The organism is Pseudomonas sp. NA-150 (assembly GCF_044336365.1).
In the GTDB taxonomy this organism is placed as follows: Bacteria; Pseudomonadota; Gammaproteobacteria; order Pseudomonadales; family Pseudomonadaceae; genus Aquipseudomonas.
In genome coordinates, this window is record NZ_CP172305.1 from 3302173 (window position 1) to 3322118 (window position 19946).

Genomic DNA, 19946 nt, shown 5'->3' on the forward strand with positions numbered 1-19946 from the left:
ACGCACACTTCCACAGATTGAACTCACCTCCGCTGTTCGGCTACCAACAGCAGCGACTGCGGCGCAGTCTGTTGCGGGTGCTGCGGCTCCTGGAGACCCGCCAGCCGAAAACCGGCCATGTCCAGGGCATTGAACCAACTGGACACAGTGCGAAAATACCACGGCATGGGTTGCCACTGTCCCTTGAACCCAGCGAAGGTCTCTTCCCGCCAACCATCCTGATAGTCGCCTGCCGCTGCGGTCCACGGATGCAGCGTCTGGATCACCAGCACGCCGCCAGGGGCGAGCAGGGCGTTCATGGCGGCGAGCAGAGGGATGATGTCCCGGTGCAGCAGGGCAAAGTTGGCGCAGATAAGGTTGTAGTCGCTGCCGATGTCCACCTTCGTTTCCACTAGCGCTTCATAGCTCGCCAAATGCACTTGCGAAGAGCCCGCCGCCCGCGCCGCCTCGACCAGCGTCGCATCGCCATCCACACCCACCGCGTCGATGGCTCGTTCAGCTAGCGCACGCAACAACCAGCCCTCACCGCAGCCCAGATCAAGCACACGCTCGGGCTGGCGGCCCAGCACCGCCAGCAGGATTGCCTGATCTGTGACCTTGAGGCGGCTGTCGAGGGTGCCGGTGCGGATGGCTTCGATCCAGGAGTGGGCGTTGTAGTGCCAGCTTTGGAGGAGGGCGGACTCGCGGGCGGGCATTTCGATGTCCAGAGTTGTTGGCTGAATAAAGGATAGAGCAAGCGCGGGTGGACCGGATATGTCGAATAGGTAGAGCGGGCGAATGGCCTTTGATTACGCCAATAAAATCAGGGTGGCGTTGGAACGCAGTCAACCCGCCGACGTGCTGTCCCTTTATTTTGATGGCGCTCAGATCCCGGATGCGCCGGTGATTGCTACGTGCTGGTTGCAGGGCTGTTCCCAATTGCCATGTGGACATTTCCGGTTTTGGTCACGGCGCTACGCGAAGCGGTCTGACTGCGTCGCCACGCCGCTGGCGGTGCCCCGAACTCACGGCGAAAGGCCCGGCTGAACGCTGTATCCGTCTGGTATCCCACCTCTTCGGCTATTTGCAGCAAAGAACTGTTACTGCTGCGCAACAGGTTGGCCGCCAGCAACATCCGCCATTGCGTCAGGTACTGCATCGGCGAATTCCCGACCAGTTGCTGAAAGCGTTCCGCGAGTACCGATCTTGATGTACCCGCAGTGCGTGCCAACTCATCCAGGGTCCAGCAGTGACAAGGTGTGTTGTGCAACGCGTTAAGGGGGGCGCCGACGATCCGGTCGCTCACGCCGGCCAGCCAACCGGTGCGGCCCTTACCGTGTTCGTGCATGTACAGGCGCAGTACCTCGATGAACAACACCTCGGCCAGTTTTGCCAGCACGCCTTCGCCGCCAGGCCTTGGTGAGCGGGCTTCGGCCAAGGCATAACGGACTGAAGATTCCAGCCAGATACCGGCTGCCGAGCCGCGTACATTGACCCGCACCACGGACGGCAAGCCCGTCAACAGCATGCCCGCCAACCGCGTATCGCACGCCAGATAACCGCAAACCAGACGCGTGACCGCGCCGCCACCGCCATAGCTCAACTGGCGAGGCCGGCGCGACAAGACCACGTCCAGCCGCGCCCCGCTGGCCGGTTTCAGACCCGGTTGCGAGCTCATGCGATGGGCGTCACCCTGGGGAAACACCACCGCATCGCCGGCCGTCAGCAGCAGCGGCGGGGCATCCCCCAGTTCGACGTAACACTCGCCCTCGGTGATCAAGTGAAAGATCACCACCCGTTCGGCGTTCGGTTCCAGAAACGGGGCTGCGGTGTCCGCGCTCGGCGACTGGTAGCACCAGGGGGCGGTGAAACGGGCGTTGATGAAAATTGCGCCGACCAGGCGGACGACGCGCAGGGTCTGTGACAGGGCATCCATGGCGGTTTTCCCGTGCAGGGATTGTGGGTGAAGAGCCGATTGTGAGCCTGTCGCAACGAAGCATGGAATCTCCGGACGATCGGACAGCCTTCGCCGACGATCGGGCAGGACGCTGCCGTTGCCTGGCGCGATAGTGGGCAGACAGGACCTGCCGGCCCTGCCATCAATAACAAGAATGAGAGGTTGCCATGCCGAAGTTCGTCATAGAACGCGAGATTCAGGGTGCTGGAGCACTGTCACAACGAGATTTGAAAGCCGCTTCGCAAAAGTCCTGCAGGGCGTTGCGCGAATTGCCAGAGGTGCAGTGGCTTCAGAGTTATGTCACCGATGACAAGCTCTACTGCGTGTACATCTCGCCCAATGAAGAGCAGATCAGGGAACACGCCAGGCAGAGTGGTTTCCCGGCCAATCGCATTTCCCAGGTCATGAATATCATCGACCCCACCACGGCGGAATAAGCCAGGCTGCGTGCCAAACCGCAGCGGAGCGGAATTCATGAGTACACCCATTGATCTTGTTGCCCTGAAAAACCGTCAAATGGCCGCTTGGGCCAGTGGCGACTACGCCGTGATCGGCACCACCCTGCAGATCGTCGGTGAGCAACTGGCCGAAGCCTGTGACTTGCTGTGCGATGAGATCGTGCTCGACGTGGCCGCCGGCAACGGTAACGCCACGCTGGCGGCGGCGCGTCGAGGCTGCATTGTCCACTCGACCGACTATGTCGCCGCATTGCTTGAACGCGGTGAAGACCGGGCCAGAGCAGAGCGACTGAATAATATTGTCTTTCAAGCGGCCGACGCCGAAGCATTGCCCTTTGAAGACGCCAGTTTTGACGCTGTGCTATCGACCTTCGGCGTGATGTTTGCACCGGACCAGCCCAAAGCCGCCGCGGAACTGGCGCGGGTCTGTCGGCCGGGAGGCAGGATCGGTCTCGCCAACTGGACGCCGGAAGGTTTCGTCGGCCAGATGTTCAAGACCCTGGGCCGGCACATGCCGCCACCACCCGGCGCGCAACCGCCGTCGCAGTGGGGCACCGAAGCCTGGCTGCACGCGCACTTCGACGAACGCGAGTTCCTGGTCCAGGTGACGCGCCAGACGTTCAACTTCCGCTATCGCTCGGCCGCGCATTTCATCGACACGTTTCGTACTTGGTACGGGCCGGTCCACAAGGCATTTGCGGCGTTGCCACCCGACGGCGCCCTGGCCCTGGAAAATGACCTGACCGAACTGCTTAATCGTTCGAACAGGGCGGGGGAGAAGTCGCTGGTGGTGCCGAGTGAATACCTGGAGGTGATGATCACAAGGCGCTAAGTCGCCCTGAGACCTACGAAGGCGGTGGATCACACCCTTTGGCTGCCCGTCTGGAAACCGCAGCCTCCAGCACTGAACTGACGAGGTGGGAAATCTTTGCAGGGCTTGTAGGCAAGTTCAAGGTTTAACCGCGCGTTCTAGATGCCTGCTACGCTGCAAAAGCCGGAGTAACAGTAGCGGTGTATAGATGAAATCAGAGCAGGCTGTGCTGCGCATCTCCATTGTGATGACAGTGCTAGTGGCAATATCGGGTGTCGTTTTTGGTCTTTTTGCCGGGTCCTCCTCAATTGTATTTGATGGCATCTACTCCCTGGTGGATGCCGGCATGAGTGGTTTGGCGCTGGCAGTGGCGACCTTGATTCGCCAATACACCGGTGATACCGCGGCGAGCCATCGATTGATAGAGCGATTCAACATGGGCTTCTGGCACCTGGAGCCCATCGTTCTCGCGCTCAACGGTACGCTTCTGAGCTGCGTTTCCCTGTACGCCTTGATCAATGCCGTGGGCAGCATGCTCGGCGGTGGCCGGGCCCTTGAGTTCGGTTATGCCGCTCTTTTTGCAGGGATCACCCTGCTTGTTTGCTTCACGATGGCGGCCTGTCAGCTTCGCGCAAATCGAACAATCCGCTCCGACTTTGTCGCCCTGGACGCCAAGACCTGGATCATGGCGGGCAGTATTTCGTTGGCATTGCTGGTGGCTTTTTTTGTCGGGGTGATGGTGACCGAAACTTCATACGCGTGGTTGGCACCCTATGTAGACCCCGCGGCGCTTGCGATCATTTGCCTGGTCATCATTCCGATGCCATTGCGTACGATCCAGCGTGCGTTCTCGGACATCCTTTTGGTTACACCGCCTGGGCTGAAGCTGCGAGTGGGCGAAGTGGCCGAGGCTGTCGTCAACGAGTACGGCTTCCTGTCTTACGAAGCCTACGTGGCAAAGATTGGTCGAGCCCAGCAGATCGAGTTGTATTTCATCGTGCCCTCTGGCGAGCCTGCCAGGACGCTGGAGGCGTGGGATGAAATACGTGACAAAATCGGAGATACCCTTGGCGACGAAGGACCGCATCGATGGTTGACGATAGCCTTCACGACCGACCCGCACTGGGCGAAGTGACGATGACAATCCTGGCCAGAATTAATGGGCATTCTTGTCCCAAATCCAGTTCCAGATCCCTGGCAGCACCACTGGCTGCGAACTGTCTTTGACGGTTCGCGCCATGGCCGCGCGCAACAGGGCATCGTGATCGTCATAAAACGGTTTTTGCGCCAGTGGCACGCCGGTCGCGTTGGCGCTGTCGATCAGGATTTGCAGGTACTCGCGCGCGTGCCGGGCGGTGTAACGATTGAGGTCGTGGAAGGTCACTACCACCGGAATCACCCCATCCACGGCTGGGAATTCGCCCAGCGCGATACGCTCACGCACTTCAGACATCGAACGCAGCATATGAGAACGACGCCGGAGGCTGGCGTTGAAACCCCAGATTTTGCCGTCATTGGCGCTCAAATCGGTCAACAGCACATGCATGCCGTGCAGTTGATAGGCGGCGAAGACTCGTTTGTCGTAGTTCCAGAACGGCGGACGTACCAACGTCGGCGGCGCACCGGTGATGGCGGCGATGTCAGCACTGCCTTTGCTCAGCGACTGCTCCAGCTCTTGCGGGCTCAGCGAACGGTGGTTGGTGTGCCAATGAGTGGCCGTGTGAAATCCCAGTACCTGTCCTTCTTCATGCTCGCGATGCATGAGCTGGCGCCCGATGTCACTGTCGCCGGCCCGTGGCGCACCGGTCTGCACGAAAAACACCGCTTTGATGTTTGGCTGCAGAGGGTTGTCCTTCAGGCTGTCGAGCACGGTGGCGGTAGGGTTCCAGAAGCTGGAAGCGCTGGGGCCATCGTCGAAAGTCAACAGAAAACGAATCGGTGCCTGCGCCTGTAGACGTTGTTCAGTCTGCGCGGTCAGTTCGATGGGTGAAGCAATGCAGCCTGCCAGCCCGACGGCGATGGCAAGTGTGCAGAATACTTTGAACAGCGGTTTCATGTTTTGCCTTGGGCCAGACTGTGACTGGCAATACTTCTAATGGCAAAAATCCTTCGCCCGTTCATCCTTCACTGACCCGCAGTTTACGCGGGCGGAGCTTGGAGCGGGGGACACAGTGATTGGTTCCAAATCTGCCGGTAATCGGCTGCCATCGTTGAGTGCGACGGCATCCGCTTCGAAGCCGGCCTTGGCCAAGCGTCCGTAGAAGCCCCTATCCCGCTCCTAGATCGCGTCAAATTGAGCTGAATCCAGCAAAACGTTTGTTGAAGCCAGCGATGCGCCCTTCGTTTACAGACTTGCGTTGCTGCCCCGTATACAGCGGGTGAGAAGCACTCGATACGTCTAAGGCTACATAGGGATAGGTATTACCATCGGTGTGTTTTTGCACGCTTTTGGTGTGAACCGTAGAGCCGACAAGAAAAAAGGCATTAACAGCGGTATCGTGGAACAGCACTTGTCGGTAATCCGGATGAGTATTTGATTTCATGATGCTCTCCATTTTCAGATGACGATTGCAGTTCAGTTGCGGACGCTGTTGTAGACGCTGCTACCAATAGCGCCTACCGACCGCTTGATTTGAATCATCATGCATCTGCTGAGAGATGTGTAATCGTTCTTGATGATGAGTGTAATCTTAAGGTGTGATACTTGCATTTGCCTGCTTGACCTAGTGGGGGCACGACCAAAGTGCTCGCGCAAAGATACAATATCGCCTTGATCATGCCTGATCCAAAGCCTCAGCCAACCCCTGATCTTCCCCCAGAAACCCGCCACTCTGGTGCTGCCACAGCTTCGCGTAGATGCCGTTCTTCCCGAGCAATTCGCTGTGGGTACCTTGTTCGATGATGCGTCCATCATCCATGACAATGAGCCGATCCATGGCCGCGATAGTGGAGAGTCGATGCGCGATGGCAATGACGGTCTTTCCCTCCATCATTTCATCGAGGCTTTCCTGGATGGCCACTTCGACTTCCGAATCCAGGGCGCTGGTGGCCTCGTCCAATAGAAGGATCGGGGCGTTTTTGAGCATCACGCGGGCGATGGCAACCCGTTGGCGCTGGCCGCCCGACAGCTTGATCCCGCGTTCACCCACGAGGGTGTCATAGCCCGAATGGCCTTGACGGTCGCTGAGTTGGCTGATGAAACCATCCGCCTGGGCATTCGCCGCAGCACTGCGGATCTGAGCCTCGGTTGCATCGGGACGGCCATAGGCGATGTTGTCGCGAATGGAGCGGTGCAGCAGGGAGGTATCCTGGGTGACCATGCCTATGGCGCTGCGCAGGCTGTCTTGCGTGACCTTTGCGATGTCTTGCCCGTCGATGCGAATCTCACCGCTTTGCACGTCATAAAAGCGCAATAGTAAATTGATCAACGTGGATTTACCTGCACCGGAACGGCCCACCAGACCGATTTTTTCGCCCGCGCGGATGTTCAAGCTCAGGCCATCGAGTACCTGGCGCTCGCCACCGTAGTTGAAGCTCACATTGTCGAAGGTCACCGCGCCGCCGGTGGTCACCAGTTCTCCCGCGTCCCGCGCATCCTGCACCTTAGGGCCTCGGGTCAAGGTGGCCATACCATCCTGCACGGTGCCGATGTTTTCGAACAGCGAAGTCATTTGCCACATGATCCAGTGCGACATCCCATTGATACGCAGCGCCATGGCGGTAATCGCCGCAACGGCACCCGTACCGACTTCGCCCTGGTGCCACAGCCACAGAGCGTAGCCGCCTGCTCCTAGAATGAGCGCTACCACCAGCGCCTGATTGACAATTTCAAACTGGCTGACGAGACGCATCTGGCGAAAGCCGGTGTTCTTGAAATCTTCCATCGCCGCACGTGCAAAGTGCGCTTCACGTTTTGAGTGTGAGAACAATTTCACCGTGGTGATGTTGGTGTAGGCATCCGAAATCCGCCCAGTCATCGACGACCGCGCGTTGGCCTGTTCCTGTCCCACTTGCCCCAAACGCGGCACAAAGTACCGCAGGGCCATCCCGAACAAAGCAAGCCAGGCAATAAAGGGAAGCATCAGTTTCAGGTCGAAGCCACCGGCCAGTACGATGATCGCGATGAAATACACCCCGATCCCGGGTGCGATCTCGATAACGGTGAACAGCACTTCGCGCACGGCGAGTGCAGTCTGCATCACCTTGGTGGTGACCCGGCCAGAGAACTCATCGGAAAAGAACGAAAGACTTTGCCGCAGCATCAGGCGGTGGAAATCCCAGCGCAGCCGCAACGGCAAATTGATCGCCAATATCTGGTGCTGCACCATGGTGCGCAATGCCACCAACCCGATGCTGGTCAGCAGCACGATGCCGATGCCCCACAGCACGCGACTTTCCTGCCCGGTTGCCTCCCCACCTGCCTTCCAGGTCGAGAGCAGGTCTACGACCTGACCAAGGAAAGAAAACAACCAGGCTTCGTAAATCGACACACCGGCACTGAGAAGCGCAAGCGCGAGGATATAGCGTCGAGCGCCCCGCGTGCAGGCCCAAAGGAACCGTGCCAAGCCGTCGGGTGGCGGTGGTACCTCATCGGGCGGGAAGGGGTCGAGCCAACGTTCAAATACGCGAAGCATAGTGGTCTCCGAAACGATCTAAATTGAGGAGATTCTGCCATCGAACGGTTGCTATGAGGGTTTTATGGGGAGGAGGTTCCTGCGGAAATGCGAACTCGATCAGCACCACCTCAATCACCTGATCACCTGCGGGGCGTTTCCAGATGACTTCGTCGCCTACTTGAGCACCCAGCAGTATCCGCTGCTCGTGGTCTTGTTCATCGGCGAAGGTCAGTAAGCCTTGATTGCCGAGGGCATCGCTTCGGAATGAGATCCGTAGCAGACGGCTTTCGCGGCGATGGCGATGAACGACAAGACTGCGAACAGCAAACCGCACCAAATTGTGCCCTTCAAACCATAACCATTGATGAACACTCCGCCCATCCAGGCGCCGATAGCGATACCCGCATTAGCAGCAGACACGTACAGGCTCGTAGCGAACGAGTGAGCTTCAGGGGCTGCGCTGGTGAGCCACATCTGAGTAATGATCATACCGCTGGTATGAATGGCGCCCCATACGAATACGATCAACATCATTGAGGCGAACGATGAGCTTCCGAAGAAGTACAGGATCAGGTAAGCCGCGCTCAGCAGGATCGGAAACAACAGTGCAGTTGTCACCAGATGACTGGAGAGCAGGCGTCCTGCAAATAAGTTACCCAGCACACCACCCACACCGAAAATGACCAGCATGATGCTGATCGTTTGTGCGTCCATGCCTGTCTGGTTTTTCAAGTATTCGGCGGCATAGCTGTAGACGGCGAATTTGGTAGTGAACACCAGTACCGTAGCGATGATGGCCAGCCAGACTGCAGGCTTGCGCAGAATGGACAGTTGGTGTCCGAAGCTCTCCGCAGAGTTGACCTGGCGCGGAAGTTTGAGCAGCAGGCCGAGACCCGCCAGCAAAGTGGCAGCAGCGCAAAAGAGAATGGATGCTTCGTAGGAGAAGGTGTCCGCGACCCAGCTCGTCATAGGTACGCCGAACACGAGCCCCAGAGTGGTTCCTATGAACGCCACCGTAGTAGCGTGAGTGGCGCGTTCTTTTGGATACAGCGAAACCGCCGCAGCAAATGCTGCTGAGAAGAAAACGGGGTGCAACATGGCTGGCAGGATACGCAATGCCATCAGCGTCGAATAGTTGGGTGCGAATGCGGAAAGTACGCTGCAAATGGAAAAGCAGAACAGGGCGATGACCAGTATTTTCTTGCGATTGAAGCGTGATGACAGCAGTACCAGGAACGGCCCGGAAATGGCGACGATGAATGCGAACAGGCTCATCAGCAGTCCCGCCTGGGCAACGCTTACATCGTAGCGTTCGACAATCATCGGCAAGATGCCAACCATCCCAAGTTCAAGGGTATAGAGGCCGAACAGACCTAAAATGATGTACGGCATGACGCTCATGGGCTTGATTGAACGGGTCATTGGGTTTCCTGGCGGTGGAGAGGCTGCGAAATGATACGAGGCGTGGTGGCGTGGATTAAGTAGGTGACGGCTCCGTTATTTGCGGAAGAAGCCCTCCGCAGTGATAGGGTTGGTGGCGGTCTTTTACGGAGAAAAACCTCCGCAGACAGCGGAAGCGCACCCTACTTACTCCTGTGAGTCGACCTACCTACCATGAGGTCATCATCCATCCTCAGGTACAGCTGATATGAACACCACCACCATGCACCGCTGGGAAATCCCCTCGTACGGTGTCGAGAAACTGGCACTTCAATCCGCGCCGATTCCTACCCCAAAAGTGGGTGAGATACTGGTTGAGGTACATGCCGTTTCCCTCAACTATCGGGACTTAGTGGTCGCCGAAAATGGCATGACCGCGAACATTAAATTCCCGTTCACTCCCGCTTCAGACATGACCGGGCGCGTCGTTGCAGTGGGTGAGGGCGTGACTCGTTTCGCAGTAGGTGATCAAGTCATTTCGACCTATATCACCAACTGGATCGACGGAGCGCCTTTGTCCTGGGCTGACTCGCCTACCCAGGGTGGCCCTATTCCTGGCATGCTTTCAGAGTACGTTTCAACCCCGGCTGATTGGTGCGTGCATGCTCCGAAGTCGCTCTCGCCGGAAGAAGCCAGCACGTTGCCGATTGCTGCGCTGACGGCCTGGATGGCACTGGTCGAGCAAGGTAACCTGCACGCAGGTCAGACTGTGGTGGTTCAAGGGACTGGCGGTGTTTCCCTATTTGCCGTACAGATCGCTGCAGCCAACGGCGCTCAGGTGATTGTCACCAGCAGCAGCGACACGAAGATTGCCCAAGCTATTGAGTTGGGCGCGACTCACGGTATCAACCGGACTACCACGCCGGACTGGCACACTGTTGTGCGCGAAATGACTGGCGGGCGGGGCGCAGACCATATCCTGGAAATGGCCGGTGGCGACAATATGCTCAAGTCTCTGCAAGCAGTGGCGCCTGGCGGTCGAATCTCCGTCATTGGCCTTCTGGAATCTGACGAAATAACCCTACCGATTATGCCTCTCCTCGGCACTCGCGCCTCCATCGTAGCGATTGCCGTGGGGCCTCGGCGCGCCTTGGAGGATCTCGTCCGCATGGTCGATCTGCACAGGATCAAGCCAGTCGTTGATGCGGTGTATCCATTCTCGCAAGTGCGAGAAGCCTATGCGCATGTTCAACGTGGCGCGTTCGGCAAAGTAGTTGTCAAGGTTCGCGGGCATTGATCCTAAGGACAATCACATTGCGTCGGGCTTGCATTGCGCAGGCCTGACGCTCTGCACGTCAACGAATACAGTGTCCAAGCTCCAAGCTCCTGCTGAACAGCCTAATTGTATTCTGCGAACTCAATCTAACCTGTAAGTACCCGATGCCACCCGAGTTCCAGCGCAGAGATTGGAGGATTCATGGATAGCGTCAGTTCATTCAATGTGTTCATACAGGTTGCAGAAACCCGTAGTTTTGTCGCAGCTGGCCGGCTTTTAGGTGTTACTGCTTCTGCCGTGGGTAAGCGTATCAACGCCCTGGAGGAGCGTTTAGGGGTGCGGTTGTTCCATCGCAGTACCCGCAGCGTGACATTGACGGCGGAGGGCGTGATGTTCTTAAGCCGAAGCAGGCGCATTCTTGAAGAGATAGAAGCTGCCGAGCAGGAGCTTTCACAGACGAATCAAACTCCCAAAGGGCGCCTGCGATTAAGCTTGCCGTTGGTTGGCGAACCTTTTTTATCGGTTATTGCGGAGTTCAAGAAAGCCTATTCGGAAGTGGACATAGACTTGGAGTTTACGGATCGCCGGGTAGATGTGATCGAAGAGGGCTTCGACGCAGTGATTCGATCTGGCGAGGTGCAGGATTCGCGTCTGGCATCACGCTGTCTCGGCACCTATCGAATGATGCTGGTAGGTTCACCCGATTACTTTTCCAAGTGCCCTAAACCTGAATCATTCAGTGATTTGAAGCTCCACTCCTGTCTGCATTTCAGGTACCCGAACACAGGGAAGCTTCAAGTTTGGCCACTACCCTATGAGCAGCTTGAGCCAGAGTTTGAATTATCGTCGGCAGTCGTTTGCAATAATCTCGACGCTAGAATTTCTTTTGCCCTAAAAGGGCTTGGAATTGCCTACCTTCCTGATTTCGCCATCAGCGAACACCTTGAATCTGGACAATTAATCAACGTTCTACCGGACTGTTCGTCGAAAGAGGAACCGTTTCGGATCATGTGGCCATCCGGAAAATATTTCGCGCCGAAGCTTAGGTCTTTCATCGATTTTCTATGCGAGCATCTCTCCCTCAATAAACCAGTCTAGGAACAGTTGTGGCGTTGTCGCTGCCAATACGTGCAGCCTCGAAGGCAAACTGTGTCAATGCGGCGGTCGCAACGCTGCGATGAATACCTGTAATGCCGACGACATCTGTTTGTTACTCGGGTAGTACAGGTAAAAACTGGGAAATGGAGTCGACCATTTTTCCAGCAATGGAATCAATTTTCCGCTGTCGAGTTCAGCCTTGATCCATTCACGAATCCATACCGTTATACCAAGGCCATCGACAGCGGACTGCAAGGCCACCGCACAATCACTGACGACCAAAGAGCCTTTCACGCTCAATTCGAATGGTGTGTCGCCATTCTGGAACCGCCACTTGTACAGGCCTGCTTCACCCGACCGGCGCCAGTTCACGCAGCTGTGTTGCAGCAGTTCAACGGGTTGCTGCGGAGCACCTCGAAGCTTCAGGTACTTGGGGGAGGCCACGGCAATTTGAGTCAACGGTTCGCTAAGCTTGAGCGCGATCATATCTTGCTCAATGAACTCGCCCAGTCGGATCGCGGCATCGAAGCCTTGGGCAACAATGTCGGTGGTGCTGTCGTCAGTGGTGAGCTCTAGCTTGATGTTTGGATAAGCGAGCTGAAAGGTCGGCAGGATGGGCTGGATAAAATGCAGCATGGCCACTTGCGGTGCACTGATACGCAACGTGCCTGACGGTGTGTCTCGGTGATCGTTCAGCTCCTCCAGGGCAGCGTCTAGATCGGCAAAAACCACCTTCAGTCGCTCGAACAATTGCTGCCCCGCAGCGGTCGTCGAAACGCTACGTGTGGTGCGATTGAGTAAACGAACCCCGAGTCCTTCTTCCAGGCCTTTAATGGTTTGGCTAAGCGCTGAAGCAGAGACGCTGAGAGACTGGGCGGCACGTGAGAAATTGCATTCTTGGGCTACCGCAAAAAATGCTTTGAGATTGGCAAATTCGCTGCTGCGCATTATGTATTCGCTACTTCATAATGTTTGAAGATAATACTGTATTCTAAATAAACCCCTTGAGTCCAACAATGCGACTGACAGGCAATTCTGCCCGCATCGTTCAAGGAGTTCACATGTCAGTCCAGACACCGTTAGATCCTATCAATTTGCCCCTCGGCGCACTGCCAGGTGAAGATCGATTGCTGCTGCTCAAGGGTGGAATGGTTGTCACCATGGATGACAGCCTGGGCAATTTTGCCAGTGGTGATGTGCTGATTCGTGGCACCGAAATTATTGCCGTTGGGACTGATCTCTCCACCGAAGGGGCGGAGGTCGTTGATGCCAAGGGCATGATCGTCATCCCAGGGTTGGTTGATACTCATCGACATGCATGGGAAGGGCAGTTGCGTCGTATCAATCCTAACTCACCAACGCTCGAAGACTATTGCAACGCCACGCACTTCTCGTTTGCCAAGTACTATCGGCCACAGGATATGTACGTCGGCAACATGCTGACGGCACTCGGCTGCATCAACGCCGGCATCACCACCATCATCGATAACTCCCATAACGCTCGCAGCGGCGCCCACTCTGATGCCGCCATCGAAGCGCTCCAAGACGCTGGGATCCGCGCAATCCACGCACCAGGTGCACCTCTGTCCGGCGAATGGGATTCCACTCAGTGGCCCGGAGACCTGCGTCGTCTGAAAGGCAAATACGCTACCGAATCGAATTCGCTGGTGACCTTGGCGATGATGTCGCAAATCGACCGGGAGCAATGGGCCGTTGCCCGAGAGCTGGGCCTGAATATAGTCACCGAGTTTTTCGGCGCGGGTATGGCCGCCGAACTGGGCGCCTTGCAGGAAGAGGGGCTGTTGGGGCCAGACAACATTTTCAACCACTGTACCTGCATGCCGGATCAGGGGTGGTCGATCCTGCGTCAGGCCGGTGTCAAGGTCAATGTCTGCCCACGTTCGGACGCCCACTACGGCCTTGAGGACGGCGTGTTTGCTTGGCAGAAAGCAGTCGATCACGGCATGAATCCCGGATTGAGCGTGGATAACGAAAGCTCATACAGCGGCGACATGTTTACCGAAATGCGCGTGGCCTTTTATCTGCAGCGCGCAGCGGCGCACAGCGCTCGTTTTCACGGCAAGGCGGAGGCTCCTGATCTGGTCAGCGCTCGCCAACTGCTCAAAGCTGCCACTGTCGATGGCGCAGCCTGCGCCGGGCTTGAATCAAAGATCGGCAGCATCTCAGTGGGCAAGCAAGCGGACATTGTCATGATCCGTACCGATAACTTGAGCATCTATCCCTCCAACAATGCCCTTGGAACCATCGTTCACGCTGCTGAACGCGGTGATATCGATACCGTGATTATTGCTGGCCGGATTCGCAAACAAGGCGGTGTGGTTCTGGGTGTCAACCGTCAACTGTTGGAGCTCGCCACTGAAGAGTCCCGCGAGTATCTGTTTGACGCGGCGGGTTATACAGCAGATCCGTTCGCTGAAGATTTCTCGCCTCTGCATTCACACTAAGGAGTAACGGTCATGATCCTGATTTCCTTTGCGCTGGCGTTTATCGCTGGTATCGCAATTGCAGTCCAAGCAGCAGTTAACAGCCAGTTAGCAGGTGCGATGTCGGGTAATACCATGGCCGCTGGCGTTTTATTCGTTCCTTACCGGAATGATCGTGCTGGGTGTGATGGCCTTCCTGCGAGGGGGGCTGGCTGATTCGCTCAGCATTGTTCCAGCTCAACCGGCCTGGCGACTTGTGGGCGGCATTCTCGGTGCCGGGGCCATCTTCTGTACCGTGTGGCTAGCGCCGCGCATCGGCCTGGCGAACCTGCTGGTGCTAGTTATCGCCGGGCAGTTGCTGTCGTCGTTGGCGCTCGACCACTTCGGCTTGCTGGGCATGGTGGTAAGGCCCGCAGCGGCAGTAAAAATTGCCGGCGCCAGCATCGTTCTGTTAGGCGTTTCAGTGACGCTATTCGGCGAACGCATGATCGCCTTGCTCACTCGCGCATTCTGACTCGAGGCCAGGCGTTCAGCCTGGCCTCATCCCCCATTCCATAGAGCGAGAGCCGAAGGCCAAGTCTTCTGCTTTGGGCACTCTCGTCCTCAATAAAGATGAAGGTGTTGCCATGATCGCGTGGATACGTGCCGTCGCCCACATAGCCTTGTCTACTCTGGGCTGTTCGTTCTTTCTGGCAGGTTTTAGTCCCTGGGCTCATGCCGATTTTTTAACTGACGCTCACGCCTCATTCGAAACCCGTAACGTATATTTCAATCGCGACTTCAGGAACGGGCCGAGTTCTCAGCAGTCCAGGCGAGAAGAGTGGGCCCAAGGTTTTATTCTCAAATTCGAGTCGGGCTATACACCCGGCACGGTGGGGTTCGGCCTCGACATGATCGGCATGCTGGGGATACGGCTGGACTCAAGCCCCGACAGGGCGGGTAGTGGTCTGTTGCCGGTTCGCTCCAATGGCCGCGCCGAGTCGGAGTACAGCAAACTGGGGTTGACCGCGAAGGTGAAGGTCTCGGCGACGGAGTTGAAGGTCGGTTCACTGATTCCATCGCTGCCGACGCTACGCCCTAACGATGGGATGATCTTGCCTCAATCATTCAAGGGGGCTTTGGTTACTTCACAAGAATTGCCCGGTCTGACTGTGACGGCAGGTCAGTTGCAAAAGGTCATTGCGCGTAACGATACGAGCCGCGAGGACATTGCGCTGAACAACAAGAACAATCGATTTACACGCAACGCAACGGGCGATCATCTCAGCCTTGCCGGCTTCGACCAAACGCTTACAGAGCAACTCAAGTTCAGTTATCACTACGCTGCTTTGAGTGATGTCTATAGCCAGCACTTTTTGGGACTGGTAGCGACGCGACCACTGGGTTCTGGCACATTGACCGGCGACTTGCGCTTTTTTACCAGCAAAGATGAGGGTCAAGCGAGAGGTGGGCAGATCAGTAATCACGCACTCAATGGCATGGTTGGTTACGCCATTAACGGGCATAAATTCAGTGCGGGCTATCAGAGAATGTCGGGGGAAAGTGCGTTCCCTTACGTGGAGGGTAGTGATGCATATTTGGTCAATTTCTCTCAGATCGGAGACTTCGCAGAAGCCAAGGAACGTTCTTGGCAAGCCCGCTATGATTTTGATTTAGAACGACTGGGCATACCGGGCCTGACGCTCATGAGCCGCTATATCTCTGGCGACAACGCCGAAGTGCCCGGTGTTTCAGGAAAAGCCAATGAATGGGAGCGCGACACCGAAGTGCGCTATGTCATTCAGAGTGGCACATTCAAGAATTTGGCTTTGCGTTTGCGCAATGCGACCTATCGGTCATCTTTCACAAGAGATGCTGATGAAACACGAATTCTGCTGACGTACACCAAGGCGTTGTGGTGAGTCCGGCAACGCATGCTTCCGCCAGTCGCTCGGCAATCATCAAATCGCTGGGCGGCGCTGTCGTGTTCCCAGCCGATTGCTGTCGAGAAGGTCATGAGCTTACTAGACGAGATCAATGAGCGATGGGCAGGGGGATGAGGATGAGGATGGGCGTTGAAACTTCTGATTTTTCCGGAAACGGAGTTTCGTGCAAACGTCACCGGAGGTTAGTGACATTGGACAGGTGTGACCTGCCGTTGAAAACCGACCCCCCGGAAAGCCCCGGTTTCTCTAGCCCATCCCCGTCGTAGACTCATAAAGCAGAAGATACCCAGTGTCTTTTCTTCGTTCAATCCTATGACACAAAACTTTTATTCCAGCCTAACAGGCTGAATTTCCTATGTTAATTGAATTGGAGAATTTGCCAAGGCTTGACGGTCTAAGATTGCCTGCTAGAACTCAAAGTCTGGCTATGAGAACTACTGAAAAATGGCGCAATGCCATTAGTAGATAAATATACATAGCCTACTCCGGAAGTGTTGCTTAAGCAGAGTAGTGATGGGTGCTGATTGTAAGCAAACCTTCCTTCTATCGTTTAGCAGAACTTACTAAGAGAGGCTTGTCATGGCTAATGACATCAAACCCAATCTGAGGCTGATCAAAACTGGCGTTCATGTTCGCAAGCTCACTACGCAGAAGGAAATTCCGGGAAACCAATTCTTTCCCGCCATCCCGACGTCATGTGAGTTGCTGCCAAAGCTCCGATTCATGAGGGTTGAAGGTTCCCCGATGCTCTGCATTCGGCGTCCAGGGGGGCATGACTTCAAACCGATTTCTTTCACTCGCGATTCGGCGAATGTAGTTATCGCGCCAACGCCCGTGGCGGAGACGATCGATGCTGATCACTTCCAGGTGCAACAGGACTGGCCACACGAGGCCCGATTTGACCTGCAAGGCCTTAATGCCCGGTCGTTGCGAGGCATCGCGGAATTGGCCGAAAACGACTCGGAGTTCCCGCCGAGAACGGAGCAAATCGTCGAGGATGCATTTCGGGTCGGATATCTCGACCGGAACATCGGCAAGCGTGCTGTTTGGGAAGACGTCCGGGTCAAGTGCCAGGCAGTGGGCATCAAACCCCCATCTTACAGGGCGGTTGCGCTGCGGATCGACTGCCTGTTTTCGCGTGAGGTGTTGCGTATTCACCCATTGACTCGCGACGCATTCAAGGAAAAACCAACGGGCTACCCTTCGGACTAGCCTACAACCTAATCCCTCGACGGTGCCTGAATCATGGGGCCGTCGAGGGTTACTGACCAGCGCGGCGCTGGCTGGTCACTTGGAGGTGTGCCATGGGCACATACACCAATCCCGATGGCAGCAAGCAACTAGTGAGTTTTGAAGCGCAAGTATGGACAGTCGAAGCCATCGACGAGGTCACCCACAAGTTACACTTGAAGAACATCCGAACTGACGCGCTGCGGCTTGCAAGTGCTGCACAAGTGGAGCCGGTTGAGCACGATACTCTCAATCAAGCCGTTGCTGCTAAGAGTGCAGAAAAGTCCGCCAAGCGTGCATTGATTCTCTGCGAGGGTTTCACGCCAGAACAAAAGGAGCAAGCGCGGCATCGCTTCGAAATCATTGATAAGCAGTTCGCCGGACAACTGACAGTCGATGAAGCTGCCAAGGAGTGCGGCTTGAGTATTCAGCGTTATTACGAAGTTCGTAAGCTCTTCAGCTTCGAAGTAGGCCCAATTAGCCTGCTCGGCAAAAAACGGGGACGAAAAAAGGAACCAAGGCACTCTCCGCTGAGGTTGAAAAGATCATCAGCGATCAAGCGTGGCTCTTTCGGGGTGACGGTGCTTCGTACCGGACGGTTTGGAAGGGCGTTCAAGCAGTTTGCTTTGAACTGGCGATCAATGACGTTCCTTCGTACGAAACTGTATGCGATCGCATGAACAACCTGCCGGCGTATGACAAAGACGTACAAGTGCATGGGAAAAATCATGCCAACGACGCTTTCAAGCTCCGTGACGGATTCCGTGAACTCAGCCGGGCCCTTGAACAAGTGCAGATGGATCACACTATCGCGGACGTTTGGTTGGCCAGCCGATATGACCGTAAACATCCGGTCGGACGCCCTTGGGTCACACTTGCTATCTGCGCCAAAACGAAAGTTATCCTCGGGTATTACATCAGCTTTCGTTATCCAAGCCTTGCGAGCGTCGCTCATACCCTGAAGCACGCTGTCATGAGCAAGGAAGCGTTCATGATGAGCCTAGGGTTGTCGGATCATGAGTACGAGTTCTACGGCGTGTTCGATGAACTGCTGACCGATAATGCTCGTGAATTTCATTCGGGCAACCTTATCGCCGCCTGCGCTCTGGAAGGGATCAAGCTGCGGCATCGCCACCAGAAACAAGACGGTGGGATCTGCGAGCGGGCGCTCGGGACGTTGAACATTGGTTATGTCCATATGCTGCCTGGCGGGACGGGGTCTCGCCCGCGCAAGGATCGTGATTTCAATCCGGAAAAACATGCGGTAATGACGCTGGAGGAGTTCACGCGGTATTTCACATTGGCCGTGTGTGAATACCACGACACCGCTGGAGAGGACGGAAAAACCCCACGCGATCGCTGGCGTGAAGTGCTTCGGGATGAACAGGGGCGCGCTGTACCGCCCCGGAGCGTATACGACGTGAAGAGCTTCGTTATCGAGGTTCTTCCTGAGAAGCACCCGGTGATGTCCAAAACTGGCCTGAAAGTGAATGGCTTCCGCTATTCCAATAACGTCCTCCGTCACATGGTCGGCAAACGGATTCGGGTCAAATACGATCCCGCGAACCTGTCCATGGTGTTGGCGCGGTTCGAGGGTGAGTGGCTCGAGGTGCCCGCCTGCGAACAAACCACCGGTACGCTGACCGCTAAAAATATCCTGCAAAAGTACCTCAAGCGTGCAGGTAAGCTGGGGGAGCGCGCTGTGAAGGCGTTTCTGGCCCGTACTGAACAGGTTCGCGAGGCCTGTATGGCGGAGATCCGTGCCATTCGTAAGCAGCGTGAGATCAGTGATGATGACAAGGAAAGTCCACTCCTGCCACATCACAAGCTTCCTGGCAAAAAGCGCAAGCATGCCGTGCGCAACTTTGCAGTGGATGTCGATCCTTTTGAGGAGGAATAGGCATGGACTTTCCACACCTCGCTCAGAAGGTTCAACAGGTGGCAATGCTCGATGCCGCTGAGCGCATCATGTACTGCGACAAACCGATCTGGATCAAAACCAACACCTGCCAGACGTTTATCACGGACATCGAGCGGATGATCAATGCGACCCGGATCGGGAGCCGGACGTGCATGGGGCTGATTGGAATCAGTGGTATCGGAAAAACCAAGATGATTGAGCAGGTCGCATCACGGCTCAATACTCCAGACGCTACGCCGATTCTCACCATTGACCTGTCAATCTACGGTCGGCATATCGACTTGCAGCAGATATTCCTCAGTCATCTGGGGTTCACGGAGTCGGCTAAATCGCTTTGCACGGCAGTCGGCATTAACCGCATCACTGAGCGAATCAAGGAGATGCAGTTGGCTGTGTGCATTTTCGATGAAGGTAATGCACTCGCCGGGGTGAAAAACATGCTCATCCAGCCAAATTACGCATATCTGCGCGCGATGGCCAACCGCGATTTTGGGGTTAGCTTGGTGGTTGCTGGTACGGAGGAGCTAAAGGTTTTCCTCGGTATCGATCCTCAATTGCGCTCTCGCTTCGGTGTCTGGGAGCTGCCGGAATGGGAGTCGGAGGGGGAGGACTTTTCCCGGTTCCTGAAGGCGGTCGTTCGACTCATGCCACTGCGTAAACCATCAACTGTGGATACCAAGGAGATCCAGGAGCGCTTGGTAGTGCATTGCCACGGTAGCACTCGCGATATCGTCTGGGTAATGACCACCGCCGCCAAAATGGCCATTGAAACCGAGCATGAGTGCATTGATGAAGCACTTTTGGAGGCCTGCCTTGAGGCGCGGCTTCCAGGCTTTTGGGATTAGGCTTCA

20 protein-coding genes and 1 pseudogene are annotated in these 19946 nt (G+C 56.1%); 13 read left to right on the plus strand and 8 right to left on the minus strand.

The genetic code is table 11. The annotated features are described in order from the left end of the window. Positions 1–23: 23 nt before the first annotated feature. Both ACF0H7_RS15600 and ACF0H7_RS15605 read right to left on the minus strand, forming a co-directional pair. Positions 24–695, minus strand: coding sequence for a class I SAM-dependent methyltransferase (locus tag ACF0H7_RS15600; protein WP_397453621.1), 672 nt, complete (start codon positions 693–695; stop codon positions 24–26). A 194-nt stretch (positions 696–889) separates the two neighbouring features. Further along, complete coding sequence (locus ACF0H7_RS15605; protein WP_397453622.1) at positions 890–1915, minus strand: AraC family transcriptional regulator; 1026 nt, start codon at positions 1913–1915, stop codon at positions 890–892. Between the two features lie 188 nt (positions 1916–2103). Here ACF0H7_RS15605 and ACF0H7_RS15610 point away from each other — a divergent pair, with 188 nt between their 5' ends. From ACF0H7_RS15610 to ACF0H7_RS15620, 3 genes are all read left to right on the plus strand, one after another. Beyond that, positions 2104–2373 (plus strand): DUF4242 domain-containing protein, encoded by a 270-nt coding sequence (locus ACF0H7_RS15610; protein ID WP_397453623.1) that lies wholly within the window; start codon positions 2104–2106, stop codon positions 2371–2373. A gap of 37 nt (positions 2374–2410) precedes the next feature. Further along, entirely contained in the window at positions 2411–3226 is an 816-nt protein-coding gene (locus ACF0H7_RS15615; RefSeq protein WP_397453624.1) for a class I SAM-dependent methyltransferase, read from the plus strand. A gap of 187 nt (positions 3227–3413) precedes the next feature. After that, a complete protein-coding gene (locus tag ACF0H7_RS15620) occupies positions 3414–4340 on the plus strand; it encodes a cation diffusion facilitator family transporter (RefSeq protein WP_397453625.1) in 927 nt (308 codons plus the stop codon). 21 nt (positions 4341–4361) lie between these two features. Here the strand turns inward: ACF0H7_RS15620 and ACF0H7_RS15625 are convergent, their stop codons facing one another. The 5 genes and pseudogenes from ACF0H7_RS15625 to ACF0H7_RS15645 form a co-directional block, all read right to left on the minus strand. After that, positions 4362–5261, minus strand: coding sequence for a polysaccharide deacetylase family protein (locus tag ACF0H7_RS15625; protein ID WP_397453626.1), 900 nt, complete (start codon positions 5259–5261; stop codon positions 4362–4364). Between the two features lie 232 nt (positions 5262–5493). Further along, positions 5494–5748, minus strand: coding sequence for a type B 50S ribosomal protein L31 (locus ACF0H7_RS15630; RefSeq protein ID WP_397453627.1), 255 nt, complete (start codon positions 5746–5748; stop codon positions 5494–5496). Positions 5749–5979: 231 nt separating this feature from the next. Beyond that, complete coding sequence (locus tag ACF0H7_RS15635; protein ID WP_397453628.1) at positions 5980–7839, minus strand: ABC transporter ATP-binding protein; 1860 nt, start codon at positions 7837–7839, stop codon at positions 5980–5982. 94 nt (positions 7840–7933) lie between these two features. After that, positions 7934–8053 (minus strand): annotated as a pseudogene (locus ACF0H7_RS15640) (transcription elongation factor GreAB); the annotation flags it as partial. Then, on the minus strand, positions 8050–9243 hold the full coding sequence (locus ACF0H7_RS15645; RefSeq protein ID WP_397453629.1) for an MFS transporter: 1194 nt from the start codon (positions 9241–9243) through the stop codon (positions 8050–8052). The pseudogene ACF0H7_RS15640 and the gene ACF0H7_RS15645, both read right to left, overlap by 4 nt. Positions 9244–9469: 226 nt before the next feature. Between ACF0H7_RS15645 and ACF0H7_RS15650 the strand changes: the two genes are divergently transcribed. Continuing rightward, on the plus strand, positions 9470–10498 hold the full coding sequence (locus tag ACF0H7_RS15650) for an NAD(P)-dependent alcohol dehydrogenase (RefSeq protein WP_397453630.1): 1029 nt from the start codon (positions 9470–9472) through the stop codon (positions 10496–10498). A gap of 180 nt (positions 10499–10678) precedes the next feature. Next, a complete protein-coding gene (locus ACF0H7_RS15655) occupies positions 10679–11575 on the plus strand; it encodes a LysR family transcriptional regulator (RefSeq protein ID WP_397453631.1) in 897 nt (298 codons plus the stop codon). Positions 11576–11629: 54 nt separating this feature from the next. Here the strand turns inward: ACF0H7_RS15655 and ACF0H7_RS15660 are convergent, their stop codons facing one another. Next, positions 11630–12523, minus strand: coding sequence for a LysR substrate-binding domain-containing protein (locus tag ACF0H7_RS15660; RefSeq protein WP_397453632.1), 894 nt, complete (start codon positions 12521–12523; stop codon positions 11630–11632). 179 nt (positions 12524–12702) lie between these two features. Between ACF0H7_RS15660 and ACF0H7_RS15665 the strand changes: the two genes are divergently transcribed. The 8 genes from ACF0H7_RS15665 (at position 12703) to ACF0H7_RS15700 (ending at position 19940) form a co-directional block, all read left to right on the plus strand. Next, entirely contained in the window at positions 12703–14040 is a 1338-nt protein-coding gene (locus ACF0H7_RS15665; RefSeq protein ID WP_397453633.1) for an amidohydrolase family protein, read from the plus strand. Positions 14041–14052: 12 nt separating this feature from the next. Next, the gene (locus ACF0H7_RS15670; RefSeq protein WP_397453634.1) at positions 14053–14235 is read left to right on the plus strand and encodes a hypothetical protein; all 183 of its coding nucleotides are present in this window, start codon (positions 14053–14055) and stop codon (positions 14233–14235) included. After that, positions 14207–14533, plus strand: coding sequence for a DMT family transporter (locus ACF0H7_RS15675; protein ID WP_397453635.1), 327 nt, complete (start codon positions 14207–14209; stop codon positions 14531–14533). Before ACF0H7_RS15670 ends, ACF0H7_RS15675 begins: the two co-directional genes overlap by 29 nt. A 112-nt stretch (positions 14534–14645) precedes the next feature. Further along, positions 14646–15920 carry an OprD family porin gene (locus tag ACF0H7_RS15680; protein WP_397453636.1) on the plus strand — a complete coding sequence of 425 codons (1275 nt, stop codon included), beginning with the start codon at positions 14646–14648 and terminating at the stop codon, positions 15918–15920. Positions 15921–16523: 603 nt separating this feature from the next. Further along, on the plus strand, positions 16524–17156 hold the full coding sequence (locus ACF0H7_RS15685; RefSeq protein WP_397453637.1) for a hypothetical protein: 633 nt from the start codon (positions 16524–16526) through the stop codon (positions 17154–17156). A 92-nt stretch (positions 17157–17248) separates the two neighbouring features. After that, the gene (locus ACF0H7_RS15690; RefSeq protein WP_397453638.1) at positions 17249–17854 is read left to right on the plus strand and encodes a hypothetical protein; all 606 of its coding nucleotides are present in this window, start codon (positions 17249–17251) and stop codon (positions 17852–17854) included. Then, entirely contained in the window at positions 17851–19074 is a 1224-nt protein-coding gene (locus ACF0H7_RS15695) for a Mu transposase C-terminal domain-containing protein (protein WP_397453639.1), read from the plus strand. The genes ACF0H7_RS15690 and ACF0H7_RS15695 overlap by 4 nt, the downstream gene beginning before the upstream one ends. A gap of 2 nt (positions 19075–19076) precedes the next feature. Further along, positions 19077–19940 (plus strand): TniB family NTP-binding protein, encoded by an 864-nt coding sequence (locus tag ACF0H7_RS15700; RefSeq protein WP_397453640.1) that lies wholly within the window; start codon positions 19077–19079, stop codon positions 19938–19940. Positions 19941–19946 lie beyond the last annotated feature (6 nt).

What these genes read in the sequence shown, in the direction of transcription:
- ACF0H7_RS15600 (WP_397453621.1), bottom strand. Translation starts at nt 695, where the DNA reads ATGCCCGCCCGCGAGTCCGCCCTCCTCCAAAGCTGGCACTACAACGCC.
- ACF0H7_RS15605 (WP_397453622.1), bottom strand. Translation starts at nt 1,915, where the DNA reads ATGGATGCCCTGTCACAGACCCTGCGCGTCGTCCGCCTGGTCGGCGCA.
- ACF0H7_RS15610 (WP_397453623.1), top strand. Translation starts at nt 2,104, where the DNA reads ATGCCGAAGTTCGTCATAGAACGCGAGATTCAGGGTGCTGGAGCACTG.
- ACF0H7_RS15615 (WP_397453624.1), top strand. Translation starts at nt 2,411, where the DNA reads ATGAGTACACCCATTGATCTTGTTGCCCTGAAAAACCGTCAAATGGCC.
- ACF0H7_RS15620 (WP_397453625.1), top strand. Translation starts at nt 3,414, where the DNA reads ATGAAATCAGAGCAGGCTGTGCTGCGCATCTCCATTGTGATGACAGTG.
- ACF0H7_RS15625 (WP_397453626.1), bottom strand. Translation starts at nt 5,261, where the DNA reads ATGAAACCGCTGTTCAAAGTATTCTGCACACTTGCCATCGCCGTCGGG.
- ACF0H7_RS15630 (WP_397453627.1), bottom strand. Translation starts at nt 5,748, where the DNA reads ATGAAATCAAATACTCATCCGGATTACCGACAAGTGCTGTTCCACGAT.
- ACF0H7_RS15635 (WP_397453628.1), bottom strand. Translation starts at nt 7,839, where the DNA reads ATGCTTCGCGTATTTGAACGTTGGCTCGACCCCTTCCCGCCCGATGAG.
- ACF0H7_RS15645 (WP_397453629.1), bottom strand. Translation starts at nt 9,243, where the DNA reads ATGACCCGTTCAATCAAGCCCATGAGCGTCATGCCGTACATCATTTTA.
- ACF0H7_RS15650 (WP_397453630.1), top strand. Translation starts at nt 9,470, where the DNA reads ATGAACACCACCACCATGCACCGCTGGGAAATCCCCTCGTACGGTGTC.
- ACF0H7_RS15655 (WP_397453631.1), top strand. Translation starts at nt 10,679, where the DNA reads ATGGATAGCGTCAGTTCATTCAATGTGTTCATACAGGTTGCAGAAACC.
- ACF0H7_RS15660 (WP_397453632.1), bottom strand. Translation starts at nt 12,523, where the DNA reads ATGCGCAGCAGCGAATTTGCCAATCTCAAAGCATTTTTTGCGGTAGCC.
- ACF0H7_RS15670 (WP_397453634.1), top strand. Translation starts at nt 14,053, where the DNA reads ATGATCCTGATTTCCTTTGCGCTGGCGTTTATCGCTGGTATCGCAATT.
- ACF0H7_RS15675 (WP_397453635.1), top strand. Translation starts at nt 14,207, where the DNA reads ATGGCCTTCCTGCGAGGGGGGCTGGCTGATTCGCTCAGCATTGTTCCA.
- ACF0H7_RS15680 (WP_397453636.1), top strand. Translation starts at nt 14,646, where the DNA reads ATGATCGCGTGGATACGTGCCGTCGCCCACATAGCCTTGTCTACTCTG.
- ACF0H7_RS15685 (WP_397453637.1), top strand. Translation starts at nt 16,524, where the DNA reads ATGGCTAATGACATCAAACCCAATCTGAGGCTGATCAAAACTGGCGTT.
- ACF0H7_RS15690 (WP_397453638.1), top strand. Translation starts at nt 17,249, where the DNA reads ATGGGCACATACACCAATCCCGATGGCAGCAAGCAACTAGTGAGTTTT.
- ACF0H7_RS15695 (WP_397453639.1), top strand. Translation starts at nt 17,851, where the DNA reads ATGAACAACCTGCCGGCGTATGACAAAGACGTACAAGTGCATGGGAAA.
- ACF0H7_RS15700 (WP_397453640.1), top strand. Translation starts at nt 19,077, where the DNA reads ATGGACTTTCCACACCTCGCTCAGAAGGTTCAACAGGTGGCAATGCTC.